Below are 26,015 nucleotides of genomic sequence, written 5' to 3'. Positions count from 1 at the left end.
GTAGCCAAAAGGCCCTTAAGAATGAGGGGCTGTGTCGTCGCTTGCAAGCCTTGGCCGTGCCGACGCCGGCGGCGCGGCACCGCGACGAGGCTCACTTCGGCGCCTTGCGCTCGGCCTCGGCGACCTGCGCCGGGGCGAAATGGCAGGTGAAGGTGCTGCCCTTGCCGGGCACGCTGCTGATTTCCAGGCGCGCGCGGTGGCGGATCAGCACGTGCTTGACGATGGCCAGGCCGAGGCCGGTGCCGCCGGTGTTGGAGGCGCGGCTGGAGTCCACCCGGTAGAAGCGCTCGGTCAGGCGCGGCAGGTGCTTGGGATCGACGCCGATACCGGTGTCCTGCACCGACAGGTGCGCGCCCTGTTCGTCGGCCCACCAGCGGATGCGGATCTCGCCTTCGTCGGGGGTGTACTTCACCGCGTTGAATACCAGGTTGGAGAAGGCGCTGCGCAGTTCCGCCTCGCTGCCCTTGAGCTGCACAGCGGGTGCGGCGTCCAGGCTGATGCGGTGGTTGCGCCCGGCGGACAGGGCCTGGGCGTCGTTACGGATGCTGACGAGGAGAGCGTCCACCGCCACCGGCTTGTTGTCGCCGGGGTAGTCGGTGGCCTCCAGCTTGGCCAGCAGGAGCAGGTCGTTGAGCAGGTTCTGCATGCGTCCGGCCTGCTGCTGCATCTGCTGCAGGGCGCGCAGCCAGCGCGGGTTCACATCCTCGACGTTGTCGAGGAGGGTCTCCAGGTAGCCGGCGATCACCGTCAGCGGCGTGCGCAGCTCGTGGGAGACGTTGGCCACGAAGTCCTTGCGCATCTGCTCCAGCTGGTGGACGCGGGTGACGTCGCGGACCAGCATCAGGTGCTCGCGGTTGCCGTAGAGGGTGATGTGGAATTGCAGGCGCAGGCGCTCGTTGATCGGCGAGGGGATTTCCAGCGGCTCGCGGTAATCCTCCTGGTCGAAGTATTCCTTGAAGCGCGGATGGCGGATCAGGTTGCTCACCGGCTGGCCACCGTCCTGCGGGGTCTTCAGGCCGAGCAGGTTTTCCGCGGCGAGGTTCCACCATTCCAGGTTGCCGTCGCTGTCGAGCATGATCACCGCGTCACGCAGGGCCGCGGTGGACTCCTGGATCCGGTCGATCACCGCCTGCAGGCGGCCACGGGCGCGCTGGTTGCGGCGTTGCAGGTGGTAGATATTGTCGAAGACTTCGCCCCAGAGGCCGTAGCTGTCCGGCGGTGGCTCGTCTGGCTGGTGGTTGCGCAGCCACTGGTGCAGGCGCAGTAGCTGCCAGAGGGTCCAGCCGAGGTAGAGAGCCAGGCCGAGGGCCAGGGCCCAGCCGTAATGGCCGCTGACCACGCCGAGCACGAGGCTGGCGGCCAGCACGAGAAGCAGGTGGCGGATCAGCGCTCCACGCCAGTCTTGGTTCACGACGGATTGCATCCTGTCCAGTGGCGGTCCGTCACGGACCGTCCAGGGGAAACGACTCCGGCCGCTGGGCGGCCGGGAGCGGGGTCAGCTCTTGGTGGAGAAACGATAGCCGGTCCCGCGGACAGTCTGAACCAGATTTTCGTAGACCTCGCCGAGCGCCTTGCGCAGGCGGCGGATATGCACGTCGACGGTGCGCTCCTCGACATAGACGTTGCCGCCCCAGACCTGGTCCAGCAGTTGGCCGCGGGTATAGGCGCGTTCCTGGTGAGTCATGAAGAACTGCAGCAGGCGGTACTCGGTGGGGCCCATCTCGGCCGGCTTGCCGTCGATGGTCACGCGGTGGCTGATCGGGTCCAGCAGCAGGCCGCCGACCTCGATCGGCGCCTCGCTGTCGCCAGGCCCGGTGCGGCGCAGCACGGCCTTCAGGCGGGCGACCAGCTCGCGGGGCGAGAACGGCTTGGTGATGTAGTCGTCGGCGCCGACCTCCAGGCCCTGGATCTTGTTGTCCTCCTCGCCCTTGGCGGTGAGCATGATGATCGGGATGTCGACGGTCAGTTCGTCACGCTTCAGGCGTCGCGCCAGTTCGATGCCGGAAGTGCCGGGGAGCATCCAGTCGAGCAGGATCAGGTCCGGCTTGCGGTCGACGATCACCGCGTGCGCCTGCTGGGTATTTTCCGCCTCCAGGCACTCGTAGCCGGCCATCTCCAGGGCCACGGCGATCATCTCGCGAATCGGTGCTTCGTCATCAACGATGAGGATTGTCTTGCCAACCATGGTCTTGCCTCGGGTCGATCTGTCTTGCGCCGCATTAGATAACGAAATTGTGTCAGGTATGTGACACAACGGCGTAGTTTCCGCCGACTGCCCGCGGCGGGGCTATGCTCAACAGGTTCCGGTGCCGTCCCTGCGGGCGGCGAACGCTCCACCTGAAGACACAGGAGAGAGACGCGATGAACAGAATCCACCTGGCGCTGGGTCTGGCGCTGGCCCTGCCGGCGTTCGCCGCGCTGGCCCAGGAAACGGTGGCGCCGGCCACCGAGAAGGACGGCGTGCTGGTCGATGGCAAGGGCATGACGCTCTATACCTACGACAAGGACAGCGAAGGGCAATCCGCCTGTTCCGGGCAGTGCGCGAAGAACTGGCCGCCGCTGGCAGCGGCCCAGGGAGCGCAGGCCAGCGGCGACTGGAGCCTGGTCGCTCGCGAGGACGGCACCCAGCAGTGGGCCTACTACGGCAAGCCCCTTTATACCTTCATCCAGGACAAGAAGCCTGGCGACAAGAACGGTGACGGCAAGATGGGCGCCTGGCACGTCGCCCAGCCGGACATGGACTAGATGGTTGCCGGCCTGCGCGCCGCTCAACGCAGCGCGTAGTCGGCGACCGTGCCGAGGAAGATCGCCAGGCCAGCCCAGTGGTTGTGCAGGAAGGCGCGGAAGCAGGCCTGCGGGTCGCGGTCGCGGGTCGACCAGGCTTCCCAGACGAAGCAGGCCGCCGCCACCGCCAGGCCGAGGTAGAAGCACAGGCCCAGTTCGAAGCGGTTGCCGGCCAGCACTAGCAGGAGCAGGGTCAGGCCCTGCAGGCTGCCGATGATCAGGCGGTCGGCATCGCCGAAGAGGATTGCGGTGGACTTGATGCCGATCTTCAGGTCGTCCTCGCGGTCGGTCATCGCGTAGTAGGAGTCATAGGCGACCGTCCACAGCACGTTGGCCAGGAACAGCAGCCAGGCGCTGGCCGGCAATTCGCCGCGCTCGGCGGTGAAGGCCATCAGGATGCCCCAGGAATAGGCGGCGCCCAGCACCACCTGCGGATAGTAGGTGTAGCGCTTCATGAAGGGGTAGAGCGAGGCCACGGCTACCGCGCCGAACGACAGCCAGACGGTCGTTGCATTGGTCAGCAGGACCAGGCCGAAGCTCAGCGCGACCAGGACGGCGAAGGTGATCCAGGCCTCGCGCACGCTGATCTTGCCGGTGGCCAGCGGGCGCGCCTTGGTGCGTGCGACATGGCCGTCGAAATTGCGGTCGGCGAAATCGTTGATCACGCAGCCGGCGGCGCGCATCAGGATGACGCCGAGGACGAAGATCAGCAGGTTCTTCAGTTCCGGCACGCTGTCCGCGGCGATCCACAGCGACCAGAGGGTCGGCCAGAGCAGCAGGTAGATGCCGATCGGCCGGTCCAGCCGCACCAGTTGGACGAAGTCCCAGGCGCGGGGGTGCAGGCGGGCCAGCGGCTTGATCAGGGTGACGAACATGGGGACCTCCGGAGTCGACCGGGGGATTATACGTCGGCGATTCCCGCCTGGTCCCACAGGCGCGGTAGGTACACCTCCGCCACCAGCACCCCGAGCGCGCCGCGGGAAAACCGTGAGCGACGGCCCCAGAGACCCTCGGCGCGGACCTCGGCGGGCAGACCGGCCGCCGGATAGCGGCAGACTTCGATGGGCCCGCGCTCGAAGGCGCTGTCGCTGAACAGCAACTCGCCCAGCGAGCGGGTGCCGAGCAGCGCCAGGTCGAAGCCCGAGCCTTCCAGGGCGCTGCGCGCCGCCACGCTGCGGGCGAACACCCAGGGACGGTCGTGGCCATGCAGGTAGACCTCGCGGACCCAGCCGCTACTGCCGGTAGGGACGTCGAGCCCCTGGCATTCGTCGTCGCGCAGGGTCTGCCAGCCTTCCAGCAGGGGTTCGACGCGGAACGCGCCGTCGGCCAGGGCGGTCAGGCGCCGGGTCAGCGACCCCTCGTCGAACAGCCAGTCGAGGACGGCGGGGGAGACGCTTGACAGTTGGTCGGCGCGAAGCCAGAGCGCATTGCTGGGCATGACGGGACTACGAGACGGCGGCAGAAGGCGGCGAGGGTAGCACGTTCGGCCGGCGGCCGGTCTGCGACGCGGTGGCGCGTCACCCCCAGCCGTTCAGGCGCAGGGTGGCGCGGACCAGGCGCTGTTCTTCCTGCTCGATCTCCCGCAGGTTGTCGCGGATGCTGTGGATATGTTCGCGCGCCGCCCGTTGCGCCTGGTCCGGCTGGCGCTCGCGGAGGGCCGCGTAGAGGCGCGCGTGCTGGCGGTCGATCTGGCGTTTCTGCGGCGGCCGGTGATAGAGGTTGTTCACTGAGGCGAACACCGTGCTCAGCAGCAGTTCGTTGAGCGATTGCAGGGTATGCACCAGCACCGGATTGTGTGATGCCTCGCTGATCGCCCGGTGGAACGCGTGGTCGCGGCGGGCGTGCTCGCGGGGATCGATCGGCTGGGTTTCCTCGTGGCTGGCGAGCATCTCTTCGTAGCGCCGGGCGAGCAGGACGAAGTCTGCCTCGGTGCCGCGTAGCGCTGCCAGGCGGGCCGCCTCGCCCTCCAGCAGGGCGCGGACTTCGAGCAGGTCGTAGAGGGTGCGCGGCTGGGAGCCGAACAGGTGCATCAGCGGGCTGACGTCGGCGTTGCGGTCGAGGTCGGCGACGAACGACCCACGGCCATGCTCGGTGTCGATGATGCCGCGCCCGCGCAGCGCCCGCAGGCCCTCGCGCAGGGCCGAGCGCGAGCAGCCGAGCTTGGCCACCAGGCGCCGCTCGGACGGCAGAGCCTGGCCGACCTTGAGCACGCCGTCGACGATCAGCCGCTCGATACGCTCTGCGACCTGGTCGGCCACCCGCTGTTTCTGCATGGAAGCTCCCGTTGCACTGGTAGGACCAGTTGGCTGTCGTTACTCACTATAGAAGCTCAGGGACTTTCTAGCATGCGCCTCATGCCCATGGCTCCTGGTGATACTGGTAGGACCAGTTAGACGCCTGCTGGACCCCGGCGTCCGCGCGGTACAGGCTGTGGACGCTTGCTGATCCCGCCGACAACCACAACAAGGACTGCCGCCATGAACATCCTCTACGACGAGCGTCTGGACGGTCCGCTGCCGCAGGTGGATAAGGATGGCCTGCTGGCCGAGTTGCGCCTCCGCCTGCCCGACCTCGAACTGCTGCACGCCGCGGAAGACCTGCGTCCCTACGAGTGCGACGGACTCTCGGCGTATCGCTGCACGCCGTTGCTGGTGGCATTGCCGGAACGCATCGAACAGGTTCAGGGCCTGCTCGCCCTCTGCCATCGGCTGAAGGTGCCGGTCGTGGCGCGCGGTGCCGGCACCGGCCTGTCCGGCGGCGCGCTGCCGCTGGAGAACGGCGTGCTGCTGGTGATGGCGCGTTTCCGGCGGATCCTCGAGATCGATCCGCTGGGTCGTTTCGCCCGGGTCCAGCCTGGCGTGCGCAACCTGGCGATCTCCCAGGCCGCTGCCCCTCATGGTCTGTACTACGCACCGGACCCGTCCTCGCAGATCGCCTGCTCCATCGGCGGCAACGTCGCGGAGAACGCCGGCGGCGTGCATTGCCTGAAGTACGGCCTGACCGTGCACAACCTGTTGCAGGTGGACATCGTGACCCTGGAAGGCGAGCGCCTGAGCCTGGGGTCCAGCGCCCTGGACAGCGCCGGCTTCGACCTGCTGGCGCTGTTCACCGGCTCCGAAGGGCTGCTCGGCGTGGTGGTGGAGGTCACCGTCAGGCTGTTGCCGCGCCCGCCGGTGGCGAAGGTCCTGCTGGCCAGCTTCGACGATGTGGAAAGCGCCGGGCGGGCGGTGGCCGACCTGATCGGTGCCGGCATCGTCCCGGCCGGGCTGGAAATGATGGACAACCTGTCGATCCGCGCCGCTGAGGATTTCATCCACGCCGGTTACCCGGTCGACGCGGCGGCGATCCTGCTCTGCGAACTGGATGGCGTGGAAGCCGACGTGCACGAGGATTGCGAGCGGGTCCGCGAGCTGTTCGAGGCGGCTGGCGCCACCTCGGTGCGACAGGCCCAAGACGAGGCCGAGCGCCAGCGCTTCTGGGCCGGGCGCAAGAATGCGTTTCCGGCGGTCGGGCGGATTTCCCCCGATTACTACTGCATGGACGGCAGCATCCCGCGCCGCGAGCTGCCGCGGGTGCTGCATGGCATCGCCGAGCTTTCGCGCGAATACGGCCTGCGGGTGGCCAACGTATTCCACGCCGGCGACGGCAACATGCACCCGCTGATCCTCTTCGACGCCAACCTGGCGGGCGAGCTGGAGCGCGCTGAAGCGCTGGGCGGCAGGATCCTCGAGTTGTGCGTGGCGGTAGGCGGCAGCATCACCGGCGAACATGGCGTCGGCCGCGAGAAGATCAACCAGATGTGCGCTCAGTTCAATGCCGACGAGCTGACCCTGTTCCACGCCGTGAAGGCGGCGTTCGACCCGGCCGGGCTGCTCAATCCCGGCAAGAACGTGCCCACCCTGCATCGCTGCGCCGAGTTCGGCGCCATGCACGTCCGCCACGGTCGACTGCCGTTCCCCGAACTGGAGCGTTTCTGATGAGCCAGCCGTATTTCGATCCGGACGCTGGCGCCGACCATGCCGGCGCGCTGCTCGAGCGGGTCCGCGACGCCCTGGCGCGGCGCGCGCCGCTGCGCATCGTCGGCGGCGATAGCAAGGCGTTCCTCGGCAGGCCGGTTGCGGGCGAACCGCTGGCGCTCGCCGAACACCGTGGGATCGTCGCCTACGATCCCTGCGAACTGGTGATCACCGCCCGTGCCGGTACGCCGCTGGACGAGCTACAGGCCGTGCTGGCGCGCGGCGGGCAGATGCTTGCCTGCGAGGCGCCGGGTTTCGGCGGCCGGGCGACGGTCGGCGGGGTGCTCGCCAGCGGCCTGTCCGGACCGCGCCGGCCCTGGGCGGGAGCGGTACGCGATTTCGTCCTCGGGACGCGGCTGATCAGTGGCCTGGGCACCCACCTGCGCTTCGGCGGCGAGGTGATGAAGAACGTCGCCGGCTACGACCTGTCGCGGTTGCTGGCGGGCAGCTTCGGTTGCCTCGGGGTGGTCACCGAAGTGTCCTTCAAGGTGCTACCCATGCCGCGCTGCCAGGCCGGCCTGAGCCTGGACCTGCCGGTGGCGACGGCGTTGCGCAAGCTGGCCGAGTGGGGAGGCCAGCCATTGCCGATCAGTGCGGCCTGCCACGACGGCGAAGCCCTGCGCCTGCGCCTGGAGGGCGGCGAGGGCTCGGTACGCTCGGCGCGCGACCGCCTCGGTGGCGAAGCGCTCGAGGACGGCTTCTGGGCCGACCTGCGCGAGCAGCGCCTGCCGTTCTTCGACGACCCGCGACCGCTCTGGCGCCTGTCGCTGCCGGCGCTGGCGCCGGAGACGCCGTTGCCCGGTCGTCAGTTGCTGGACTGGGGCGGGGCGCTGCGCTGGCTGAAAAGCGACGCGCCGGCCGCGGACATCCGTGCGTGGGCCACCGCCCATGGCGGTCACGCCACCTGCTACCGCGCCGGCCATCTCGATGCGCCGTTCCAGCCGCTACCGCCTGGACTGCTCGGCCTGCACCGGGCACTCAAACGCCAGCTCGACCCGCAGGGCATCTTCAATCCCGGGCGGATGTACGCCGAACTCTGAGGAGGCGCGATGCAAACCAACCTCTGCGATTCCGCCCGGCAACGCGCCGAGGCCGCCGAAGCCGAGCGCATCCTGCGCAGCTGCGTGCACTGCGGTTTCTGCAACGCCACCTGCCCGACCTACCAGGAGCTGGGCGACGAACTCGACGGCCCGCGCGGACGGATCTACCTGATCAAGCAGTTCCTCGAGCGCGACGAGGCCAGCGAGCGCACCCGCCTGCACCTCGATCGCTGCCTGAGCTGCCGCAACTGCGAAACCACCTGCCCGTCCGGAGTCGAGTACCACAAGCTGCTGGATATCGGCCGCGACCTACTCGCCGAACGCCTGCCGCGCGGCTTCCGGCAACGCCTGCTGCGCGACGGGCTGCGCCTGCTGGCCCCGCGCCCGAGGTTGTTCGGCGCGCTGGCCGGCGCTGCCGGGCGGCTGAGGCCTCTGCTGCCTGAGGCGATGCAGGGCAAGCTGCCACGTCGGGTCGCGGCGCCGGGCAGGCGGCCGCAGCCCCGGCATGCGCGGCGCGTGCTGCTGCTCGAAGGTTGCGTGCAGCCGGCGCTGTCGCCGAACACCAACGCCGCCGCCGCGCGGGTTCTGGACCGTCTGGGAATCAGCGTGACGCCGGCGGCCGCGGCCGGCTGCTGCGGCGCGCTGGATTTCCACCTGGATGCGCAGGAGCGCGGCCGCCAGCGCGCGCGGCGCAATATCGACGCCTGGTGGCCGTTGCTGCGCGAGGGTGCCGAGGCCATCGTGCAGACCGCCAGCGGCTGCGGCGCCTTCGTCAAGGACTACGCCTACCTGCTGCGCGACGACCCACGGTACGCGGACAAGGCGCACGAGGTCGCCGCCGCTGCCCGCGACCTGGTGGAAGTGCTTCGCGACGAGCCGCTGGAGTCCCTCGGCCTGCGCTGCGACCAGCGCCTGGCGTTCCACTGCCCATGCACACTGCAGCACGCGCAACGACTGGGCGGGGCCGTGGAGGCGGTGCTGCGGCGACTGGGCTTCCATCTCACCGAGGTGGCCGACGGTCATCTCTGCTGCGGGTCCGCCGGCACCTACTCGCTGACCCAGCCGGCGCTGTCCCGGCGTCTGCGCGACAACCGCCTGGACGCCCTGGAAAGCGGCGCGCCGGATGTCATCGCCACGGCCAACGTCGGTTGCCAGGCCCATCTCGACGGGGCCGGACGGACCCCGGTACGCCACTGGATCGAGCTGCTCGACCAGGCCTTGCCCGGAGGAGAGTGAAACCATGCACAGCAAGCCGGTACTCGGCCGCGAGGAGGTCGCCCGCGTCCTTGGCGCGGCCCGCGAGGAGGCACAGCGCCAAGGCTGGGCGGTGAGCATCGCGGTGGTCGACGACGGCGGCCACCCGCTGGCGCTGGAGCGCCTCGACGGCTGCGCGCCGATCGGTGCCTACATCGCGACGGAAAAGGCCCGCAGCGCCGCCCTGGGACGCCGGGAAACGAAGCGCTACGAGGACATGATCAACGGCGGACGCAGCGCCTTCCTCTCGGTGCCGCTGCTGCAGGCCACCCTGGAGGGCGGTGTGCCGATCCTGGTGGACGGACAGGTGGTCGGCGCGGTCGGGGTTTCCGGCGTACGCGCCGAAGAGGACGCCCGGGTGGCGCGGATCGGAGCCGAGGGGTTGTGAGGCGACCGGTGGGCACCACCCATCTTTGGTTGGCCCGTTCGGCACCACCTTGCCTTTCGGGCAGGTTGGCGGACAGGGTGGATTTGTTATAGGTTGCCGGCGCTGAACCGTGGTAACCCGCCCGAGGTAAACAATGAAGAAGTGGCAATGCGTGGTGTGTGGACTGATCTATGACGAGGCCAAAGGCTGGCCGGAAGAAGGCATCGAGGCGGGAACGCGCTGGGAAGACGTGCCTGAAGACTGGCTGTGCCCCGACTGCGGCGTCGGCAAGCTGGACTTCGAGATGATCGAAATCGGCTGAGCCCCGCTCGCCGGCGAAGAAGGCGGCCCTGGCCGCCTTTTTTCATGCCTGGCCAGCGGCCGTCCAGGAGTTATCCTTGGGACTTGGGTCCGGTCATTGACTGTCCTGCCGGGAACGCCCGGCAGCCTTGCCGTTGGCCGGCCACCGACGCTGAGCTAGGTTCGACGAACGAGGAGGGTGGCTATGCGCAAGTGGCAATGCGTGGTCTGCGGCTTCATCTACGACGAAGCCCTGGGCCTGCCCGAAGAAGGCATTCCGGCGGGAACCCGTTGGGAAGACATCCCGGCGGACTGGGTCTGCCCGGATTGCGGTGTCGGCAAGATCGATTTCGAGATGATCGAGATCGCCTGAGCGAAATCCACAGAAGCGGCGCCCGGCGCCGGCAATCACAGAGGAACGGAAATGAGCGAGCGTGCGCCCCTGGTAATCATAGGAACCGGCCTGGCGGGCTACAACCTGGCCCGCGAGTGGCGCAAGCTGGACAGCGAGACGCCGCTGCTGATGATCACCGCCGACGACGGCCGTTCCTATTCCAAGCCGATGCTCTCCACCGGCTTCTCGAAGAACAAGGACGCCGACGGCCTGGCCATGGCCGAACCGGGCGCCATGGCCGAGCAACTGAACGCACGCATCCTGACCCATACCCGGGTCACCGGTATCGATCCCGGCCATCAGCGGATCTGGATCGGCGAGGAAGAGGTGCGTTATCGCGACCTGGTCCTGGCCTGGGGCGCGGAGCCGATCCGGGTGCCGGTCGAGGGCGATGCCCAGGACGCGCTCTACCCGATCAACGACCTGGAAGACTACGCGCGCTTCCGCCAGGCGGCTGCCGGCAAGCGCCGGGTACTGCTGCTCGGTGCGGGGCTGATCGGTTGCGAATTCGCCAACGACCTCTCCAGCGGCGGCTACCAGCTCGACGTGGTGGCGCCTTGCGAGCAGGTCATGCCGGGCCTGCTCCACCCGGCCGCGGCGAAGGCCGTGCAGGCAGGCCTGGAAGGCCTCGGCGTGCGCTTCCACCTGGGGCCGGTGCTGGCCAGCCTGAAGAAGGCCGGCGAGGGGCTGGAAGCGCATCTTTCGGATGGCGAGGTGATTCCCTGCGACCTGGTGGTCTCCGCCGTCGGCCTGCGTCCGCGCACCGAACTGGCCTTCGCCGCCGGGCTGGCGGTCAACCGCGGGATCGTCGTCGACCGCTCGCTGCGCACCTCCCACGCCAACATCTACGCGCTGGGCGACTGCGCCGAAGTGGACGGCCTCAACCTGCTCTATGTGATGCCGCTGATGGCCTGCGCACGCGCGCTGGCGCAGACCCTCGCCGGCAACCCCAGCCAGGTGGCCTACGGTCCCATGCCGGTGACGGTGAAGACCCCGGCCTGCCCGCTGGTGGTGTCGCCGCCGCCCCGCGGAATGGATGGCCAATGGCTAGTGGAAGGCTCTGGAACGGACCTCAAGGTCCTGTGCCGGGATACCGCTGGTCGAGTGATCGGTTATGCCCTGACCGGAGCGGCGGTGAACGAAAAATTGGCCCTGAACAAAGAGTTACCCGGCCTCATGGCTTGAATGCCATTGGTTCCGGCCGTTATGCCGTCGAGACTTGCGGCAAAATTGTCGGACGATACTGGCGCAGTCCTCGGGAGCATGCCATCCTCCATCGCGTCTACCGCAGTCTAGAGCCTATGGTTCCGGTGGACTGCGGTGCCTTTGAGCGCTGCTGGGAAGACAGCACGGACACAAAAACAACAAACCGTCAAAGAGGCAACTATGCGTAAACCAGAACTAGCCGCCGCTATCGCCGAAAAGGCCGATCTCACCAAGGAACAGGCCAATCGCGTTCTCAACGCCCTGTTGGATGAAATCACCGGCGCGCTGAACCGCAAGGACAGCGTGACCCTGGTCGGTTTCGGCACCTTCCTGCAACGCCATCGCGGAGCCCGCACGGGGAAGAACCCGCAGACCGGCCAGCCGGTGAAGATCAAGGCCAGCAACACCGTCGCCTTCAAGCCGGGCAAGGCCCTGCGCGACGCGGTCAACTGACCGCCGAGAGCCCGGAGTCAGAGCGGCTCCGGGCTTCGTCGAAGACGCTTCCGCGCTCATCGAAAGGACAGCTGTAGTCCTCCTCGCGAACAGCTACAATGCGCCGCTCATCTCCCCGGATATCGAGGCGCGTGCATGAAATTTCGTCTTCTCCTGTGGATGCTTGGTCGCCTGATGGCCAAGGCCAGCCGCGACAATCCCGCTTTCCAGAAGCAGCTCGAGGGCAAGGACCTGGTGTTCCAGTTGCATACCCTCGACGGCAAGGTGGCGCGCCACTACCTGGTCAGGGACCTGCGCGTCAGCAGCAAGCGCGGTACCCATCCGCAACCGGCTTTTTCCCTGGGGTTCAAGGACGGAGCCTACGGTTTCGCCGCGATGACTTCGAAGAACCCGCAGTTGGCCTTCATGCAGGGCATCCAGAACAAGGACATCCAGATACAGGGCAATCCGGCGCTGGTGATCTGGTTCCAGGGTCTGGTGAAGTACCTCAAGCCGAAGAAGAAGGCTCCGGAGAAGAAAGCCGCCTGAGGGCGGCTTTCGATCTCATCCGGGCTGCGGCCGCAGCCTTTCGGTAGTGCGTTTCGCAGCGGACTACCCGGTCACCCCGGCAAGCGATTGAACTGGGCCGCCAGTTCGCGCAGGGCCGCTTCCGCTTCCAGCACCTTTTTCACGGCGTCCCCGGCCTTCTCCGGGGTGATCCCCAGGCGCTCGTACAATGCCGCCGGAATCGCTTGCTGCGGGCCATCGCCGATGCCGCTGTTGCGCAGCAACCGGTTGGTCAGGCAGATCAGGTTGGCGTAGACCGCGTTCGGCCCGGTGTAGCTGGGGTCCTGCTGGAAGCGCAGGGCGCAATAGAGGTCGTCAGGCATGTCCCAGACGCGCATCAGCCAGGCGCCGATCTGCTCGCGGGTGATCCCCAGCAGGTGCTGTTCGATATAGGCATGGCCGAGGTGCGGGTTGACCTCCAGGTGCCGGCAGATCAGCGAGAAATGCGGCGGGAAGACATGCGCCAGGACCAGGTAGCCGAAATTGTGCAGCAGGCCGCCCAGGTAGCTCAGGCCGGACTCCGGGCGCAGCTCGCGCGGCATGGCGCGGGTCAGGCCCTCGATCACCGCTGCGGTGTAGATCGCTTGCTGCCAGTAGGGCGTGGCCTGCTGTGGCTGGTCCTTGGGCAGGCTCAGGCTCTTGCCCAGGGCGAGGCCGAGGGCCAGGTTGATCACCAGGTCGAAACCGAGGACGCGGACGATCGCGTCTTCCACCGAGCGGATCTTGCCCGGAGCGGCGTAGTAGGGCGAGGCCGCCCAACTGACCACCTGGGCGGCGAGCGCCGGATCGGTTTCCACCAGACCGGTGATGTCGTCGACGCTGGCGTTGGGGTCGACCCGCAGCTTGATGATCTTCTGCGCCGTCTGCGGCAGCGGTGGAATCTCGATGGTCTGCTCCAGGCGCTGCTGGATGCGCCGGGCGGTGAAGGCCTGCACGGCCTGGCTGATTTCCGCGCGGTCGTCGTCCGGGCGGTCAAGGTTCAGGTTGATGTTTTCCAGCGGTTCGCCGAAGCGCGCGGCGCTGGCCTTGCCCAGCAGGCCGCGGAAGTCGTTGCTGGCGATCTCCAGGAGGATGCCGGGCTGGCCGGACTCGATCAGCAGGCGCGGTTCCTGCAACAGGCGCTCGTCGTACAGGCAGGGCGAACTGGTCAGGGGCGGCAACGCCGGCAGGCGGTGCAACTCGTGCTTGCCGAGCATTCGTTCCAGGCGCTCGGGCTTGATCGCCAGCAGCTTGCGGCCGGTCAGTTCGGTGAGCCGGGCGAGGTCCAGCAACTGGCTCTGCGGGAACAGCACCAGCAGGGTGCCGACGGCGTCGTCCAGCAGCACCGCCTGGACTCGGCGGGCGGCAGGCAGCTCCGCGCTGTCGCTGACCTCGCGGCAGGCGATGCCTAGCTTGGCGAGCAGCTGGAGGATGACCTGGGGGGCGTGCGGAGCATCGGCGGAGGCCAGGGCGGCTTCTGTCATGACGAGACCATGCGAGCTGGATTTTCCCTCAGTATAACCAGAGCTGCTTCAAGACTGAGACCTACGCCGGTCAGCGAGAGCGAAATAGATCACACTTGACCGTATTGCTGGCCGTGGCGCAACCACCGTTCGAGCAGCGGGCTGACATGCTGCGGCCAGTGCGCCAGGAGGGATTGGGCGGCATCGCGGACCGCCGGCAGCAGGTCTGCGTCGCGCATCAGGTCGGCGACCTTGAATTGCAGCAGGCCGGTTTGGCGGGTGCCGAGCATTTCGCCGGGGCCGCGCAATTCCAGGTCCTTCTCGGCGATGACGAAGCCGTCGCTGGTTTCGCGCATGATGCCCAGCCGCTCGCGGCCGATCTGCGACAGCGGTGGGTGGTAGAGCAGCACGCAGTGGCTGGCGGCGCTGCCCCGGCCAACCCGGCCGCGCAACTGGTGCAGTTGGGCCAGGCCAAGGCGCTCGGGGTTCTCGATGATCATCAGGCTGGCGTTGGGCACGTCGACGCCGACCTCGATCACCGTGGTCGCCACCAGCAGTTGCAACATGCCTTCCTTGAAGGCTTCCATCACCACGGCCTTGTCCGCCGGCTTCATGCGCCCGTGGATCAGGCCGACGCGCAGTTCGCCCAGCGCCGAGGAAAGCTCTTCGTAGGTGGTCTCGGCGGCCTGGCAGGTAAGCTCCTCGGACTCTTCGATCAGGGTGCACACCCAGTAGGCCTGGCGCCCTTCGCGGCAAGCCGCGCGGACTCGCTCGATCACCTCGATACGGCGGCTGTCGGCCACCAGCACGGTATTCACCGGGGTACGCCCGGGCGGCAGCTCGTCTAGGATCGAGGTGTCGAGGTCGGCATAGGCGCTCATCGCCAGGGTCCGCGGGATCGGCGTGGCGGTCATGATCAACTGGTGTGGGCAGAGCCTGCCGTCCACGCCCTTCTGGCGCAGGGCCAGGCGCTGCTGCACGCCGAAGCGGTGCTGTTCGTCGATGATCGCCAGTGCAAGGCGCTTGAATTTCACTTCATCCTGGAACAGCGCGTGGGTGCCGACCACCATCGGCGCGCCGTCGCCGATGCGTTCCAGTGCCGCCGCGCGGGCCTTGCCCTTGAGCTTGCCGGCCAGCCAGGCGACTTCGATGTCCAGCGGCTGGAGCCACTTGCTGAAGTTGAGGAAATGCTGCTCGGCGAGGATCTCGGTCGGCGCCATCAGCGCCACCTGGTAGCCGGCCTCTATGGCTTGCAGGGCGGCGAGGGCGGCGACCACGGTCTTGCCGGCACCGACGTCGCCTTGCACCAGGCGCAGCATCGGCTCGTCCTGGGCCAGGTCGTAGGCGATCTCCGCGCCGACCCGGCGTTGCGCGCCGGTCGGCTGGAAGCCGAGGTTGGCAAGGAAGCGTTTCGGCAAGCGGCTGGCCGCCGGCAAGCGCGGCGCTGCCTGCGAGCGCACGGCTTCGCGCAGGCGCTGCAGGGATAACTGGTGGGTCAGCAGTTCTTCGAAGGCCAGGCGCAACTGCGCCCAGTGCCGGCCTTCGGCCAGTTCCTCGATGTCGGCATCCGGCGGCGGCCGGTGCAGGTAGCGGATCGCCTGGTCGAGCGGGCCAAGTTGGTAGTCGCGGGCCAGTTCCGCCGGCAGCCAGTCGGGCAGGCTGCTGGGGCCGAGCATGGCCAGGGCCTGTTGGCTCAACTGGCGCAGGCGCTGCTGGGTGAGGCCCTCGGTAGTCGGGTAGATCGGCGTCAGGGTCTGCTCCACCGGAATCGGCTCGTCGCCGTTCAGCGCGCGGTATTCCGGATGGTAGATCTCCAGGCCCGAGGCACCCGGCCGGACTTCGCCGTAGCAGCGCAGGTGGGTGCCGCGCTTGAGACCGTCCTTCTGCGCCTGGCTGAAATGGTAGAAGCGCAGGCTCAGGGTGCCGCTGCCGTCCTGCAGGCGCACCAGCAGGCTGCGGCGGCGCCCCATCACCACGTCGGCGCCGGCCACCACGCCCTCGACCACCGCGTCGGCCCCTGGCCGCAGGGCGCCGATGGCGGTGACGCGGGTACGGTCCTGGTAGCGCAGGGGCAGGTGGAACAGGATGTCCTGCAGGGTTTCCAGGCCTACCCGAGCGAGCTTCTCCGCCAGCGCGGCGCCTACGCCCTTTAGCGCGGTGACCGGGACCCTGGACAGCTCGGTCATGCTATTTGCGGTTGTTCCTGGGTTTGCGGACGGGCCACCGAGCACAGGCGGATCGAGTCGGCCAGCACTTCGATGGCGCGTGGACGCGGGAAGCTGGCGCGCCAGGCGATGGCAACGGTACGGAACGGCACCGGCGCGCTGAACGGGCGCACTTCGATGACGCCCGGCGCGTAGTGGTGGCTGTCCACCGCGGAGAACGGCAGCACCGAGACGCCCAGTCCGGAGGCGACCATGTGGCGGATGGTCTCCAGCGACGAGGACTCCACCGTGGTGTGCTTGTTCTCGTCGCCCTTGCGCACGGTCGGGCAGGCTTCCAGCACCTGGTCGCGGAAGCAGTGGCCTTCGCCGAGCAGGAGCAGGCTCTTGTCGTTGAGCAGCTCGGAATCGATGCTGGCCTTGGCGGTCCAGGGATGGTCGGCCGGCATTAGCACATAGAAGGGCTCGTCGAACAGCGGCTTGGTCAGGACGTCGGCTTCCTGGAACGGCAGGGCGATGATGATCGCGTCGAGTTCGCCGGTACGCAGCTTGTCGCGGAGGATATGGGTGAAGTTCTCCTCGATGTACAGCGGCATCTGCGGCGCGACCCGGTGCAGCTGGGGAATCAGGTGCGGGAACAGGTAGGGACCGATGGTGTAGATGGCGCCGACCTTCAGCGGCGCGGCCAACTGGTTCTTGCCGGCCTGGGCCAGCTCGCGGATGCCCTGGGCCTGTTCGAGGACCTTCTGCGCCTGGGCGACGATGCCTTCGCCCACTGGCGTCAGGCGCACGGCGCTCTTGCTGCGCTCGAAGATCAGCACCCCCAGCTCGTCCTCGAGCTTCTTCACGCCGACCGAGAGGGTCGGTTGGCTGACGTGGCAACGCTCGGCGGCGCGGCCGAAGTGTTGTTCCTGGGCGAGGGTGACGATGTAGCGCAGTTCGGTGAGGGTCATGGCTGCTCATCCGTTAAGATCGGCCAAGCATAGCGGCTGCACCGCCGCGAACCAACCTCCGGGGGCATGATCGGGCGTGCATTGCAGACGATTCGACGCCTACACTGCCCGCCTTGTCGTAGGAAGGAGACGGCTTCATGTCGCAAACAGTGATGATCGCCGGCTGCGGCGATGTCGGCGGGCGCCTCGGCGAGGCGCTGCTGGCCGATGGCTGGCGGGTCCATGGCCTGCGTCGCTCGGTGGACGCCTTGCCGCAGGGGATCCTGCCGGTGGCTGGCGATCTGCAGGCTCCGGAGTGTCCCGCGCAGTGGCCGAGCGAGCCGCTCGACTACCTGGTGTACAGCGCCGCCGCCAGTCAGCACGACGAGGCTGGCTACCGTGCCGCCTACGTCGACGGCCTGCGCCATGTGCTGGGCTGGTTGCAGGCCCACGGCCAGCGGCCCAGGCGCCTGCTGTTCGTCTCCAGCACCGGGGTCTACGCGCAGACCGATGGCGGCTGGATCGACGAGGAGTCGCCGGCGCTTTCCCAGGCCTATTCCGGACGGATCATGCTCGACGCCGAGCAGGTCGCGCTGGACAGCGGGATACCGGCTACCCGCGTGCGCCTGGCCGGCATCTACGGTCCGGGGCGGGAGTGGCTGCTCAACCAGGTGCGCCAGGGGTACCGGGTGGTCAGCGAGCCGCCCCTGTATGCCAACCGGATCCACGCCGACGATGCGGCCGGGCTGCTGGCCTTCCTGTTGCGCGCCGATGCCGGCGGCCAGGCGCTGGAGGACTGCTACATCGGTGTCGACGACGCGCCCGTGGCGATGCACGAGGTGGTCGACTACCTGCGCCAGCGCCTGGGCGTCAGCCAATGGGCCGACGAACATTCGGTACGCCGCGCCGGCAGCAAGCGTTGCAGCAACCGCCGCGCCCGGGCGCTCGGCTGGGTGCCGCGCTATCCCAGCTACCGCGAGGGCTACGCGGCGGTGCTCGGGGACGCCTGATGGCTGCCAACCGGTTGTTGGCGCGTCCCTGGCTGCCTGGCGTGGAACTGTTCCATGCGGACTTCTCCGGCCAGGCGTTCGGCCGCCACAGCCATTCGGCCTTCGCCATCGGCTCGATCCTCCACGGCGTCGGCGGCTACCAGTGCCGCGGGCGGCGCCATGCGCTGCCGGCCGGCACCCTGTCGCTGATGAACCCGGAAGAGCCACATACCGGGCACGCCGAATCCGAGCGGCTGGTCTACCGGATGCTCTATGTCGAGGAAACGCGCCTGCTCGGCCTGCTCGGCCGCAAACAGTTGCCGCGCGGCTTCGGCGAACTGAACCCGGCCGACGACGGCAGCGTGGCGGCTGGCCTGGCGTGGCTGGCCGAGGATTTCCAGCGCAGCGACGCATTGGGGTTGGAAAGCCGCCTGCTGGCCTTGCTCGAACAGGTCTTCGTGCGCCACGGCGGCTTGCGCCCGGCGGCTGCGGCGCCCCGCGACGGCGGAACCACCGCACGCCTGCGCGATTACCTGGAAGCGCATGCCACCGAGGCGCTCGGTCTGGACCAACTGGCGCAGTTGCTGCAGCGCCACCCGCGCCATCTGATCGAGGCTTTCCGGCGTGCCTACGGCGTACCGCCGCATACCTACCAACTGCAATGCCGGGTGCGCCAGGCCAAGCGCCTGTTGCTGGAAGAACGGCCGCTGGCGGAACTCGCCCAGCACCTCGGCTTCTACGACCAGGCGCACTTCTCCACGACCTTCCGGCGTTTCACCGGGGTCACTCCGGGGCAGTTCCGGCGCAGCGCCAAGACCTGAGTTTTTTCCAATACGGCGCCCGCCGCGCTGCACAGACTGGAGGCCTTCGCGTTTCGAGGGGCCTTCATGTTCGCCGCGTTCGTCCTTGTCGCCAGTACCCATTTCGCTGCCCTGCTGTCGCCGGGACCGGACTTCTTCCTGTTGGTGCGCGCCGCCCTGCTGCGCGGCCGGCGCCAGGCCGACGGGGTGGCCGCCGGCATCGCCCTGGCCAACCTCCTGAGCATGCTGCTGGTGCTCGGCCTGCTGGCCAGCGTGCCGGACTCGGCGCACAGCGCCTTGCGCTGGCTGCAGGCGCTCGGCGGACTGTACTTCCTCTGGCTGGCGGGCCAGGCGCTGCTTGCGCAGAGGCGACTGGAAATGCCGGCGCAGCGCGACGTCCCGTCCCGCGGCGGCTATCTGCGCGGGCTGCGCGACGGCCTGCTGGCGAGCAGCCTGAATCCCAAGCTGCCGATCTTCTATGCGGGGCTGTTCGGCGTGCTGGCGCGCTTCAGCCTGCCGGGCTGGGCGCTGGCCCTGTGCCTGGCGTGGATGAGCCTGGCGGTGCTGTGCTGGGACATGGCGCTGGTGCGCCTGCTGGACAGGCCGCGCTGGCGCGGCTGGTTGCAACGGCGGGTAGGTGCGCTGGACCGGCTGTGCGGCGTCCTGCTGCTGGCGCTGGGCGGCTGGCTGGTGCTGGCCGCCCTCTGAGAGGCCTCAGCGCTCCAGCAGCCAGACGCGCTTGCCGGGCACGTAGCTGGGCATCTCGTTGGCGCCGGCGGTATTGACCGCTTCGAACAGTTGCAGCTCGTCGTCGTCGAGGCTGAACAGCAATTCGCGGCCGCGGTTGCCTTGTTGCAGCCAGATGCTGTCGTTGTCGCCGCTCATCGCTGCGCAATCGCCGGCCAGGCACAGCGCGTAGCGTTCGGCGCCGGGCAGACCGCTGACCAGGCCATTGGCCTGGAACTCGACCTTGCCGCCCTGGCCCTGGCCTTCGCGGATCTTCCAGCTGCCCTTCAGATAGCTGCCATACAAGGCCCGCTCGAAACCGCTGCCGGCAGGGCTGTTGGCCGCGGGTTGCGGGTCGAGACGGCGGAAACGCTGTTCCGGGCCGTTGGCGCTGGCCTGCTGGATCAGCTCCTTGCCGTCCAGTTCGAGACTCTCCTGGTTGTCGTCGCCATAGAAGGCAACCTTCCAGTGCTCGTCATCGCTCTTGCTCAGGGTCCCTTCGCCCAGTTCGAAGCCGTTGCTGAAGGTGGCTTCGCCTGCCTTGCTGTCGAGCTTCCATTCCAGGTTCGGGCCATAGGCGAGCAGGGCCTCGCGCAGCTTGCCGTCCTTGCTCGCGGCGTCGATCGCGGCCTGGTTGATCCAGGTGCCGGACGGATCGGCCGTGCCGGCGCAGCCGGCCAGCAGGGTGGCGGCTGCGGCGAGGAAAATCACGCGGCGCATCGTGCTACTCCATGCAGAGCGACGGGGCCTTGGGCCCCGTCGCGAACATCCGGCTTATTCGAGGACGACGATGGCGTCCATTTCCACCTGTGCGCCCTTCGGCAGGGCGGCTACGCCGATAGCGGCGCGCGCCGGGTAGGGCTGGGTGAAGTAGCGGCCCATGATCTCGTTGACCTTGGCGAAGTGCGACAGGTCGGTGAGGAAGATGTTCAGCTTGGCGACGTCGTGCAGGTAGCCGCCGGAAGCCTCGATCACCGCCTTGAGGTTCTCGAACACCTGGACGGTCTGCTCCTCGAAGCCTTCCACCAGTTCCATGGTCTTCGGGTCCAGCGGGATCTGCCCGGACACGTAGACGGTATTGCCGGCCTTGATGGCCTGGGAGTAGGTGCCGATGGCGGCCGGGGCGTTGTCGGTGTGGATAACGGTCTTGGTCATGGGAACTCCTTGCTGAAATCGAGTGGGCGCGGGGGCGCCGGATGACACAGGAAAAAGCGGGTCAGCTACGCAGGCGGGTGATCCGGATCACTCCCTTGAGGGCGCGCAGCTTCTTGATGACGCGGGCCAGGTGGACGCGATCGTGCACGCTGACGACCAGCTGGACCACGCTGATGCGACCGTCGCGCTCGTCCATGCTGATCTTCTCGATGTTGCCGTCGGCCGCGTTGACGCTGGTGGCGAGCAGGGCGATCAGGCCACGCTGGTGCTCCAGCTCGACGCGCAGTTCGACATTGAATTCGCCGGTGACATCCTTGGCCCAGCTGAGCTGGATGCATTTTTCCGGGTTGTGGCGTACTTCGCTGATGTTCTTGCAGCTTTCCAGGTGCACCACCATGCCCTTGCCGGCGGACAGGTGGCCAACGATCGGGTCGCCGGGAATCGGCGTGCAGCACTTGGCGTAGCTCAGGACCAGGCCTTCGGTGCCGCGGATCGCCAGCGGACCCTCGGCGCTTGGCGCTTCCTCGCCCTCGCTGGACAGTAGGCGGCGGGCGACCACGTAGGCCATGCGGTTGCCCAGGCCGATCTCTTCCAGCAGGTCCTCGAAGACTTCCATGCGGTACTCGGCGAGCACGGCCTGGATGCGTTCCTGGGGAATCTTCTCGAGGTGGCTGTCGAAGCCGGTAAGGGTCTTGTTCAGCAGGCGCTCGCCGAGGTTGATCGACTCGGAGCGGCGTTGCAGCTTGAGCGCATGGCGGATATGGGTGCGCGCCTTGCCGGTGACCACGAAGCTCAGCCAGGCCGGGTTCGGCCGGGCGCCCGGGGCGGTGACGATTTCCACCGTCTGGCCGCTCTGCAACGGCTCGGAGAGCGGCGCCAGGCGACGGTTGATGCGGCAGGCGATGCAACTGTTGCCGACGTCGGTGTGCACCGCGTAGGCGAAGTCGACCGCGGTGGAACCCTTGGGCAGTTCCATGATGCGGCCCTTGGGCGTGAACACGTAGACCTCGTCCGGGAACAGGTCGATCTTCACGTTCTCGATGAATTCCAGCGAGTTGCCGGCGCGCTGCTGCAGTTCCAGCACGCCCTTCACCCATTGCCGGGCGCGGGCATGGGTGCCCTTGGGCGTCTCGTCGTTGGACTTGTACAGCCAGTGCGCGGCGATCCCGTGGTTGGCCATCTCTTCCATCTCGCGGGTACGGATCTGGATCTCGATGGGCACCCCGTGCATGCCGAACAGGGTGGTATGCAGCGACTGGTAGCCGTTGGCCTTGGGAATCGCGATGTAGTCCTTGAAGCGTCCGGGGAACGGCTTGTACAGGCTGTGCACGGCGCCCAGCACGCGATAGCAGGTATCGACCTTGTCGACGATGATGCGGAAGGCGTAGACGTCCATGATCTCGTTGAACGCCTTACGCTTGCCGCGCATCTTCTGGTAGATGCTGTAGAGGTGCTTCTCGCGGCCGATCACCTGGCCTTCCATGCCTTCGCGGGCGAGGCAGTTGACCAGCGACTCCTGGATCTTGCCGACGATCTCGCGGCGGTTGCCGCGGGCCTTCTTCACCGCCTGGCGGATGCGCTCGGCGCGCATCGGGTGCATGGCCTTGAAACCTAGGTCCTCGAACTCCACGCGCATGGTGTGCATGCCCAGGCGGTTGGCGATGGGCGCGTAGATTTCCAGGGTTTCCTTGGCGATGCGCCGGCGCTTTTCGCCGGACAGCACCTCGAGGGTGCGCATGTTGTGCAGGCGGTCGGCCAGCTTGACCAGGATCACGCGGATGTCGCGGGCCATGGCCATGGCCATCTTCTGGAAGTTCTCGGCCTGGGCCTCGGCCTTGGTCTCGAAGTTCATCTGGGTCAGCTTGCTGACCCCGTCGACCAGTTCCGAAACCGTCTCGCCGAACTGCGCGGTGAGCGCTTCCTTGGCGATGCCGGTGTCCTCGATCACGTCGTGCAGCATCGCGGCCATCAGGCTCTGATGGTCCATGTGCATGTCGGCGAGGATGTTGGAGACCGCCAGCGGGTGGGTCACGTACGGTTCGCCGCTGCGGCGGCGTTGCCCGTCGTGGGCCTGCTCGGCGTAGTAGTAGGCGCGGCGGACCAGGTTGACCTGGTCCGGCCCGAGGTAGCTCGACAGTCTGTCGGCGAAGGCGTCTATGCCCGGCAAGGGTTCACCCCCTGCCCGTAGGCGGGTTGCGGCGCTCGCAGGCGACGTCGAGCCGAGGCCATGGCTTACAGGGCCTCGGTGTTGGCCTCGTCGTCGAACGCTGCGAACAGCGGTTCGTCCTCGACGATGTCTTCCTGCTGGACGACGTTCTCATCGACCAGGCCGGAAGCGATCTCGCGCAGGGCGACGACGGTCGGCTTGTCGTTTTCCCAGGCCACTTTCGGCTCCTTGCCGCCGGTAGCCAGCTGACGGGCGCGCTTGGTGGCGAGCATGACCAGCTCGAAACGGTTATCGACGTTGTCCAGGCAGTCTTCAACGGTGACGCGGGCCATGGTGTTCCTCGTAACGAAAAGTGAGCCCGACGTTTGCCGGGCGGACTGAATAGTCTAAAAAATCGCCAATCTTTATGGAAGAGCCGATTTAGGCGAGCAGACGACCGAGCAGTTCGGCGTGGCGTTGCTGCTGGGCGTCCTGGCGCAACTGGCGGGCGCGGAAGATCGCCTTGAGGTCGTCCAGGGCGTGGGCGAAATCGTCGTTGATCACCAAGTGATCGTACTCCACGTAGTGGCTCATTTCGCTGACGGCTTCGCGCATGCGCCGCTCGATCACCTCGTCGCTGTCCTGGCCGCGGTTGGTCAGGCGCTGGCGCAGGGCTTCCTGGCTCGGCGGGAGGATGAAGATCGATTGGGCCTCGGGCATCAGCCGGCGCACCTGCTGGGCGCCCTGCCAGTCGATCTCGAGGATCAGGTCGAGGCCTTCGGCGAGGGTTTTCTCGACCCAGCGCTGCGAGGTGCCGTAGAGGTTGCCGAAGACTTCGGCATGCTCGAGGAACTCGTTGCGCTCGAGCATGGCGAGGAATTCCTCGCGGCTGGTGAAGTGGTAGTTGACCCCGTCCACCTCGCCCGGACGCATGCCGCGGGTGGTATGGGAGACGGACACGCGGACCTCGGGGGCGGCGTCGAGCAGGGCCTTCACCAGGCTGGTCTTGCCGGCGCCGGAGGGAGCGGAAACGATGTACAGGGTGCCGGACATGAGGTGTTCCTGGTGCTTCGTACGGGTTGGAAAGAGATCGGGCGGAGGCGCCCGCCGGTCATTCGATGTTCTGGACCTGCTCGCGCATCTGCTCGATCAGGACCTTGAGGTTGACCGCCGCCTGGGTCGAGCGCGGGTCGAACGCCTTGGAGCCTAGAGTGTTGGCTTCCCGGTTGAGTTCCTGCATCAGGAAGTCCAGGCGCCGACCGGCGGCGCCGCCGGCCTTGAGGACCCGGCGGACCTCGCCGACGTGGGTGGCGAGGCGGTCCAGCTCCTCGGCGACATCGCTCTTCTGCGCCAGCAGGACCAGTTCCTGCTCCAGGCGCTGCGGATCGAGTTCGGCCTTGAGTTCGGCGAAGCGGTCGAGGATCTTCTGCCGCTGGTTGGCCAGCATGGTCGGCACCAGTTCTCGCAGGTTGCCGACTTCCACCAGCATCGCGTCGAGCCGATCGTTGAGCAGCTTCGCCAGCTCCTGGCCTTCGCGCGAGCGGCCGGCCTTGAGTTGCTCCAGGGCCTGGCCGAAGGCTTCCAGGGCGGCGGCGTTGAGCGCCTGCGGATCGGCCGAGTCGGCCACCAGTACGCCGGGCCAGGCCAGCACGGCGAGCGGATCGAGAGGCGCCGGCTGGCGGATCAGGGCGGCTACGCCTTCGGCGGCGGCGACCAGTTGGCGGGCGCGCTCCTGGTCGACCTGCAGGCTCTTGCCGGCGGTTTCCTCGGCGAAGCGCAGGGTGCATTCCACCTTGCCACGCGACAGGCCCTGGCGCAGCGCCTCGCGCACCGCGCCTTCGAGGTCGCGGAAGGCGTCGGGCAGGCGCAGGTGGGGCTCCAGGTAACGGTGGTTGACCGAGCGCAGCTCCCAGCTCAGGGTGCCGTGGGTACCGGCCTGCTCGACGCGGGCGAAGGCGGTCATGCTGTGCACCATGGGTCTACCTCGATAGTCGTGTGGGGAGTGCGTTCGGCGCCGGACGCGCGCGGCTGCCGTGATTCGAGCCGGGCATTGTAACCCACGTCCGGCGGGGCCCGCACGCCGACGGTGGTTGAGAGCCCAGGCTGGCCTCTATAATGGCGGCCAATTCCGCTTTCTCAGTACAGGATATCCACGATGAATCGTCCCAGTGGCCGTGCCGCCGACCAGCTGCGCCCGATCCGCATCACCCGCCATTACACCAAGCACGCAGAAGGTTCGGTGCTGGTCGAGTTCGGCGATACCAAGGTGATCTGCACCGTCAGCGCCGAGTCCGGGGTGCCGCGCTTCCTCAAGGGCCAGGGCCAGGGTTGGTTGACCGCCGAGTACGGCATGCTGCCGCGCTCCACCGGCGAGCGTAACCAGCGCGAGGCCAGCCGCGGCAAGCAGGGCGGTCGTACCCTGGAGATCCAGCGCCTGATCGGCCGCTCCCTGCGAGCGGCGCTGGACCTCAGCAAGCTCGGCGAGAACACCCTGTACATCGACTGCGACGTGATCCAGGCCGACGGCGGCACCCGCACCGCCTCAATCACCGGCGCCACCGTGGCGCTGATCGACGCCCTGGCGGTGCTGAAGAAGCGTGGCGCGCTCAAGGGCAATCCGCTGAAGCAAATGGTCGCCGCCGTTTCCGTGGGCATCTACCAGGGCGTGCCGGTCCTCGACCTGGACTACCTGGAGGATTCCGCCGCGGAAACCGACCTGAACGTAGTGATGACCGATGCCGGCGGCTTCATCGAGGTGCAGGGAACCGCCGAAGGCGCGCCGTTCCGTCCCGCCGAGCTGAATGCCATGCTCGAACTGGCCCAGCAGGGCATGCAGGAGCTGTTCGAACTTCAGCGCGCCGCGCTGGCCGAATGAGCAGACGCCCGGCACTGCCTGCCGGGCCCCGGAGAAGGAGCGCTACATGAACGATGTATCCGAAGAGGTCGCCGCGACCCCCGGCCAGGAAGCCCGGCAATGGGCGATGTTCTGCCATTTCGCGGCGTTCATCGGCCTGGTGTTTCCCTTCGGCAGCCTGCTCGGGCCGCTGATCGTCTGGCAACTCAAGCGCGAGAGCGATCCGTTCGTCGACGCCCAGGGCAAGGAAGCGCTGAACTTCCAGATCACCGTGGCGCTGGCGATGTTCGTCAGCTTCCTGCTGATGCTGGTGGTGATCGGCTTCTTCCTGCTCGGCCTGGTCTGCCTGGCGGCGCTGGTGTTGACCATCATCGCCGGCATCAAGGCCAACGAAGGCAAGGCCTATCGCTATCCGTTCTGCCTGCGGCTGATCAAGTAGGCCGCACGGG

29 protein-coding genes are annotated in these 26,015 nt (G+C 67.7%); 15 read left to right on the top strand and 14 right to left on the bottom strand.

Annotated elements, in window-relative coordinates:
* Positions 1 to 91: 91 nt before the first annotated feature.
* Together phoR and phoB are read right to left on the bottom strand one after the other, a co-directional pair.
* Positions 92 to 1,423, bottom strand: coding sequence for a phosphate regulon sensor histidine kinase PhoR (phoR, locus tag ACYAF3_RS10190; RefSeq protein ID WP_017148679.1), 1,332 nt, complete (start codon positions 1,421 to 1,423; stop codon positions 92 to 94).
* A gap of 72 nt (positions 1,424 to 1,495) precedes the next feature.
* Entirely contained in the window at positions 1,496 to 2,185 is a 690-nt protein-coding gene (gene phoB / locus ACYAF3_RS10185; RefSeq protein WP_003096653.1) for a phosphate regulon transcriptional regulator PhoB, read from the bottom strand.
* Positions 2,186 to 2,361: 176 nt separating this feature from the next.
* On the opposite strand from phoB, the gene ACYAF3_RS10180 reads away from it, so the two are divergent.
* Positions 2,362 to 2,745 (top strand): COG4315 family predicted lipoprotein, encoded by a 384-nt coding sequence (locus tag ACYAF3_RS10180; RefSeq protein ID WP_003096652.1) that lies wholly within the window; start codon positions 2,362 to 2,364, stop codon positions 2,743 to 2,745.
* A 23-nt stretch (positions 2,746 to 2,768) separates the two neighbouring features.
* Here ACYAF3_RS10180 and ubiA read toward each other — a convergent pair whose 3' ends face one another.
* From ubiA to glcC, 3 genes are all read right to left on the bottom strand, one after another.
* Positions 2,769 to 3,659, bottom strand: coding sequence for a 4-hydroxybenzoate octaprenyltransferase (ubiA, locus tag ACYAF3_RS10175; RefSeq protein ID WP_034082649.1), 891 nt, complete (start codon positions 3,657 to 3,659; stop codon positions 2,769 to 2,771).
* Positions 3,660 to 3,685: 26 nt separating this feature from the next.
* A complete protein-coding gene (locus ACYAF3_RS10170; RefSeq protein WP_003114374.1) occupies positions 3,686 to 4,222 on the bottom strand; it encodes a chorismate lyase in 537 nt (178 codons plus the stop codon).
* Positions 4,223 to 4,301: 79 nt separating this feature from the next.
* Positions 4,302 to 5,057 (bottom strand): transcriptional regulator GlcC, encoded by a 756-nt coding sequence (gene glcC / locus ACYAF3_RS10165; protein ID WP_003115387.1) that lies wholly within the window; start codon positions 5,055 to 5,057, stop codon positions 4,302 to 4,304.
* 204 nt (positions 5,058 to 5,261) lie between these two features.
* Between glcC and glcD the strand changes: the two genes are divergently transcribed.
* The 9 genes from glcD to ACYAF3_RS10120 all read left to right on the top strand — a co-directional run bounded on the left by glcD (position 5,262) and on the right by ACYAF3_RS10120 (position 12,342).
* Entirely contained in the window at positions 5,262 to 6,761 is a 1,500-nt protein-coding gene (gene glcD / locus ACYAF3_RS10160) for a glycolate oxidase subunit GlcD (protein ID WP_003104603.1), read from the top strand.
* Complete coding sequence (gene glcE / locus ACYAF3_RS10155) at positions 6,761 to 7,840, top strand: glycolate oxidase subunit GlcE (protein ID WP_023086755.1); 1,080 nt, start codon at positions 6,761 to 6,763, stop codon at positions 7,838 to 7,840. Before glcD ends, glcE begins: the two co-directional genes overlap by 1 nt.
* Before the next feature lie 9 nt (positions 7,841 to 7,849).
* Positions 7,850 to 9,076: a glycolate oxidase subunit GlcF gene (gene glcF / locus ACYAF3_RS10150; protein ID WP_034082652.1), complete on the top strand. Its 1,227-nt coding sequence runs from the start codon at positions 7,850 to 7,852 to the stop codon at positions 9,074 to 9,076.
* Positions 9,077 to 9,080: 4 nt separating this feature from the next.
* Entirely contained in the window at positions 9,081 to 9,482 is a 402-nt protein-coding gene (locus ACYAF3_RS10145) for a heme-binding protein (RefSeq protein WP_003098332.1), read from the top strand.
* Positions 9,483 to 9,615: 133 nt separating this feature from the next.
* Complete coding sequence (locus ACYAF3_RS10140) at positions 9,616 to 9,783, top strand: rubredoxin (RefSeq protein WP_003098330.1); 168 nt, start codon at positions 9,616 to 9,618, stop codon at positions 9,781 to 9,783.
* A 183-nt stretch (positions 9,784 to 9,966) separates the two neighbouring features.
* Entirely contained in the window at positions 9,967 to 10,134 is a 168-nt protein-coding gene (locus ACYAF3_RS10135; RefSeq protein WP_003098329.1) for a rubredoxin, read from the top strand.
* 51 nt (positions 10,135 to 10,185) lie between these two features.
* Positions 10,186 to 11,340 (top strand): rubredoxin-NAD(+) reductase AlkT, encoded by a 1,155-nt coding sequence (gene alkT, locus ACYAF3_RS10130; RefSeq protein ID WP_003098326.1) that lies wholly within the window; start codon positions 10,186 to 10,188, stop codon positions 11,338 to 11,340.
* A 201-nt stretch (positions 11,341 to 11,541) separates the two neighbouring features.
* Complete coding sequence (locus ACYAF3_RS10125) at positions 11,542 to 11,814, top strand: HU family DNA-binding protein (RefSeq protein WP_003096630.1); 273 nt, start codon at positions 11,542 to 11,544, stop codon at positions 11,812 to 11,814.
* A gap of 135 nt (positions 11,815 to 11,949) precedes the next feature.
* Complete coding sequence (locus ACYAF3_RS10120) at positions 11,950 to 12,342, top strand: hypothetical protein (protein ID WP_003096629.1); 393 nt, start codon at positions 11,950 to 11,952, stop codon at positions 12,340 to 12,342.
* 71 nt (positions 12,343 to 12,413) lie between these two features.
* On the opposite strand, the gene ACYAF3_RS10115 is transcribed toward ACYAF3_RS10120, so the two are convergent.
* From ACYAF3_RS10115 to oxyR, 3 genes are all read right to left on the bottom strand, one after another.
* On the bottom strand, positions 12,414 to 13,823 hold the full coding sequence (locus tag ACYAF3_RS10115) for an HDOD domain-containing protein (RefSeq protein WP_003098324.1): 1,410 nt from the start codon (positions 13,821 to 13,823) through the stop codon (positions 12,414 to 12,416).
* Between the two features lie 89 nt (positions 13,824 to 13,912).
* Positions 13,913 to 15,988: an ATP-dependent DNA helicase RecG gene (gene recG, locus ACYAF3_RS10110; protein ID WP_003096624.1), complete on the bottom strand. Its 2,076-nt coding sequence runs from the start codon at positions 15,986 to 15,988 to the stop codon at positions 13,913 to 13,915.
* Complete coding sequence (oxyR, locus tag ACYAF3_RS10105; protein WP_003096622.1) at positions 15,985 to 16,917, bottom strand: oxidative stress transcriptional regulator OxyR; 933 nt, start codon at positions 16,915 to 16,917, stop codon at positions 15,985 to 15,987. Before oxyR ends, recG begins: the two co-directional genes overlap by 4 nt.
* A 137-nt stretch (positions 16,918 to 17,054) precedes the next feature.
* Here oxyR and ACYAF3_RS10100 point away from each other — a divergent pair, with 137 nt between their 5' ends.
* The 3 genes from ACYAF3_RS10100 to ACYAF3_RS10090 all read left to right on the top strand — a co-directional run bounded on the left by ACYAF3_RS10100 (position 17,055) and on the right by ACYAF3_RS10090 (position 19,393).
* A complete protein-coding gene (locus ACYAF3_RS10100) occupies positions 17,055 to 17,906 on the top strand; it encodes an SDR family oxidoreductase (protein WP_003096618.1) in 852 nt (283 codons plus the stop codon).
* Positions 17,906 to 18,706, top strand: a complete 801-nt coding sequence (locus tag ACYAF3_RS10095) for an AraC family transcriptional regulator (RefSeq protein ID WP_003114367.1) — start codon at positions 17,906 to 17,908, stop codon at positions 18,704 to 18,706. Before ACYAF3_RS10100 ends, ACYAF3_RS10095 begins: the two co-directional genes overlap by 1 nt.
* 66 nt (positions 18,707 to 18,772) lie before the next feature.
* Positions 18,773 to 19,393 carry a LysE family translocator gene (locus tag ACYAF3_RS10090; RefSeq protein WP_003096613.1) on the top strand — a complete coding sequence of 207 codons (621 nt, stop codon included), beginning with the start codon at positions 18,773 to 18,775 and terminating at the stop codon, positions 19,391 to 19,393.
* Positions 19,394 to 19,399: 6 nt separating this feature from the next.
* Here ACYAF3_RS10090 and ACYAF3_RS10085 read toward each other — a convergent pair whose 3' ends face one another.
* The 6 genes from ACYAF3_RS10085 to ACYAF3_RS10060 form a co-directional block, all read right to left on the bottom strand.
* Positions 19,400 to 20,131, bottom strand: a complete 732-nt coding sequence (locus ACYAF3_RS10085) for a hypothetical protein (RefSeq protein WP_003096611.1) — start codon at positions 20,129 to 20,131, stop codon at positions 19,400 to 19,402.
* Positions 20,132 to 20,185: 54 nt separating this feature from the next.
* On the bottom strand, positions 20,186 to 20,566 hold the full coding sequence (locus ACYAF3_RS10080; protein WP_003096609.1) for a RidA family protein: 381 nt from the start codon (positions 20,564 to 20,566) through the stop codon (positions 20,186 to 20,188).
* A gap of 61 nt (positions 20,567 to 20,627) precedes the next feature.
* Positions 20,628 to 22,733 carry a bifunctional GTP diphosphokinase/guanosine-3',5'-bis pyrophosphate 3'-pyrophosphohydrolase gene (spoT, locus tag ACYAF3_RS10075; protein WP_003096603.1) on the bottom strand — a complete coding sequence of 702 codons (2,106 nt, stop codon included), beginning with the start codon at positions 22,731 to 22,733 and terminating at the stop codon, positions 20,628 to 20,630.
* Between the two features lie 65 nt (positions 22,734 to 22,798).
* Positions 22,799 to 23,065 (bottom strand): DNA-directed RNA polymerase subunit omega, encoded by a 267-nt coding sequence (rpoZ, locus tag ACYAF3_RS10070; protein ID WP_003096602.1) that lies wholly within the window; start codon positions 23,063 to 23,065, stop codon positions 22,799 to 22,801.
* Between the two features lie 88 nt (positions 23,066 to 23,153).
* Positions 23,154 to 23,765, bottom strand: a complete 612-nt coding sequence (gene gmk / locus ACYAF3_RS10065; protein ID WP_003098317.1) for a guanylate kinase — start codon at positions 23,763 to 23,765, stop codon at positions 23,154 to 23,156.
* Positions 23,766 to 23,823: 58 nt separating this feature from the next.
* Entirely contained in the window at positions 23,824 to 24,687 is an 864-nt protein-coding gene (locus ACYAF3_RS10060; RefSeq protein ID WP_003096599.1) for a YicC/YloC family endoribonuclease, read from the bottom strand.
* Between the two features lie 180 nt (positions 24,688 to 24,867).
* On the opposite strand from ACYAF3_RS10060, the gene rph reads away from it, so the two are divergent.
* Together rph and ACYAF3_RS10050 are read left to right on the top strand one after the other, a co-directional pair.
* Positions 24,868 to 25,587, top strand: a complete 720-nt coding sequence (gene rph / locus ACYAF3_RS10055; protein WP_003096595.1) for a ribonuclease PH — start codon at positions 24,868 to 24,870, stop codon at positions 25,585 to 25,587.
* Positions 25,588 to 25,633: 46 nt separating this feature from the next.
* Positions 25,634 to 26,005, top strand: a complete 372-nt coding sequence (locus ACYAF3_RS10050) for a DUF4870 domain-containing protein (protein WP_003096590.1) — start codon at positions 25,634 to 25,636, stop codon at positions 26,003 to 26,005.
* Positions 26,006 to 26,015: the final 10 nt, after the last annotated feature.

The organism is Pseudomonas sp. TZ252, assembly GCF_056110345.1.
Note: the sequence above shows the minus strand (reverse complement) of the source record. Positions and strands in the feature narration are given on the sequence as shown.

What these genes read in the sequence shown, in the direction of transcription:
- phoR (WP_017148679.1), bottom strand. Translation starts at nt 1,423, where the DNA reads ATGCAATCCGTCGTGAACCAAGACTGGCGTGGAGCGCTGATCCGCCAC.
- phoB (WP_003096653.1), bottom strand. Translation starts at nt 2,185, where the DNA reads ATGGTTGGCAAGACAATCCTCATCGTTGATGACGAAGCACCGATTCGC.
- ACYAF3_RS10180 (WP_003096652.1), top strand. Translation starts at nt 2,362, where the DNA reads ATGAACAGAATCCACCTGGCGCTGGGTCTGGCGCTGGCCCTGCCGGCG.
- ubiA (WP_034082649.1), bottom strand. Translation starts at nt 3,659, where the DNA reads ATGTTCGTCACCCTGATCAAGCCGCTGGCCCGCCTGCACCCCCGCGCC.
- ACYAF3_RS10170 (WP_003114374.1), bottom strand. Translation starts at nt 4,222, where the DNA reads ATGCCCAGCAATGCGCTCTGGCTTCGCGCCGACCAACTGTCAAGCGTC.
- glcC (WP_003115387.1), bottom strand. Translation starts at nt 5,057, where the DNA reads ATGCAGAAACAGCGGGTGGCCGACCAGGTCGCAGAGCGTATCGAGCGG.
- glcD (WP_003104603.1), top strand. Translation starts at nt 5,262, where the DNA reads ATGAACATCCTCTACGACGAGCGTCTGGACGGTCCGCTGCCGCAGGTG.
- glcE (WP_023086755.1), top strand. Translation starts at nt 6,761, where the DNA reads ATGAGCCAGCCGTATTTCGATCCGGACGCTGGCGCCGACCATGCCGGC.
- glcF (WP_034082652.1), top strand. Translation starts at nt 7,850, where the DNA reads ATGCAAACCAACCTCTGCGATTCCGCCCGGCAACGCGCCGAGGCCGCC.
- ACYAF3_RS10145 (WP_003098332.1), top strand. Translation starts at nt 9,081, where the DNA reads ATGCACAGCAAGCCGGTACTCGGCCGCGAGGAGGTCGCCCGCGTCCTT.
- ACYAF3_RS10140 (WP_003098330.1), top strand. Translation starts at nt 9,616, where the DNA reads ATGAAGAAGTGGCAATGCGTGGTGTGTGGACTGATCTATGACGAGGCC.
- ACYAF3_RS10135 (WP_003098329.1), top strand. Translation starts at nt 9,967, where the DNA reads ATGCGCAAGTGGCAATGCGTGGTCTGCGGCTTCATCTACGACGAAGCC.
- alkT (WP_003098326.1), top strand. Translation starts at nt 10,186, where the DNA reads ATGAGCGAGCGTGCGCCCCTGGTAATCATAGGAACCGGCCTGGCGGGC.
- ACYAF3_RS10125 (WP_003096630.1), top strand. Translation starts at nt 11,542, where the DNA reads ATGCGTAAACCAGAACTAGCCGCCGCTATCGCCGAAAAGGCCGATCTC.
- ACYAF3_RS10120 (WP_003096629.1), top strand. Translation starts at nt 11,950, where the DNA reads ATGAAATTTCGTCTTCTCCTGTGGATGCTTGGTCGCCTGATGGCCAAG.
- ACYAF3_RS10115 (WP_003098324.1), bottom strand. Translation starts at nt 13,823, where the DNA reads ATGACAGAAGCCGCCCTGGCCTCCGCCGATGCTCCGCACGCCCCCCAG.
- recG (WP_003096624.1), bottom strand. Translation starts at nt 15,988, where the DNA reads ATGACCGAGCTGTCCAGGGTCCCGGTCACCGCGCTAAAGGGCGTAGGC.
- oxyR (WP_003096622.1), bottom strand. Translation starts at nt 16,917, where the DNA reads ATGACCCTCACCGAACTGCGCTACATCGTCACCCTCGCCCAGGAACAA.
- ACYAF3_RS10100 (WP_003096618.1), top strand. Translation starts at nt 17,055, where the DNA reads ATGTCGCAAACAGTGATGATCGCCGGCTGCGGCGATGTCGGCGGGCGC.
- ACYAF3_RS10095 (WP_003114367.1), top strand. Translation starts at nt 17,906, where the DNA reads ATGGCTGCCAACCGGTTGTTGGCGCGTCCCTGGCTGCCTGGCGTGGAA.
- ACYAF3_RS10090 (WP_003096613.1), top strand. Translation starts at nt 18,773, where the DNA reads ATGTTCGCCGCGTTCGTCCTTGTCGCCAGTACCCATTTCGCTGCCCTG.
- ACYAF3_RS10085 (WP_003096611.1), bottom strand. Translation starts at nt 20,131, where the DNA reads ATGCGCCGCGTGATTTTCCTCGCCGCAGCCGCCACCCTGCTGGCCGGC.
- ACYAF3_RS10080 (WP_003096609.1), bottom strand. Translation starts at nt 20,566, where the DNA reads ATGACCAAGACCGTTATCCACACCGACAACGCCCCGGCCGCCATCGGC.
- rpoZ (WP_003096602.1), bottom strand. Translation starts at nt 23,065, where the DNA reads ATGGCCCGCGTCACCGTTGAAGACTGCCTGGACAACGTCGATAACCGT.
- gmk (WP_003098317.1), bottom strand. Translation starts at nt 23,765, where the DNA reads ATGTCCGGCACCCTGTACATCGTTTCCGCTCCCTCCGGCGCCGGCAAG.
- ACYAF3_RS10060 (WP_003096599.1), bottom strand. Translation starts at nt 24,687, where the DNA reads ATGGTGCACAGCATGACCGCCTTCGCCCGCGTCGAGCAGGCCGGTACC.
- rph (WP_003096595.1), top strand. Translation starts at nt 24,868, where the DNA reads ATGAATCGTCCCAGTGGCCGTGCCGCCGACCAGCTGCGCCCGATCCGC.
- ACYAF3_RS10050 (WP_003096590.1), top strand. Translation starts at nt 25,634, where the DNA reads ATGAACGATGTATCCGAAGAGGTCGCCGCGACCCCCGGCCAGGAAGCC.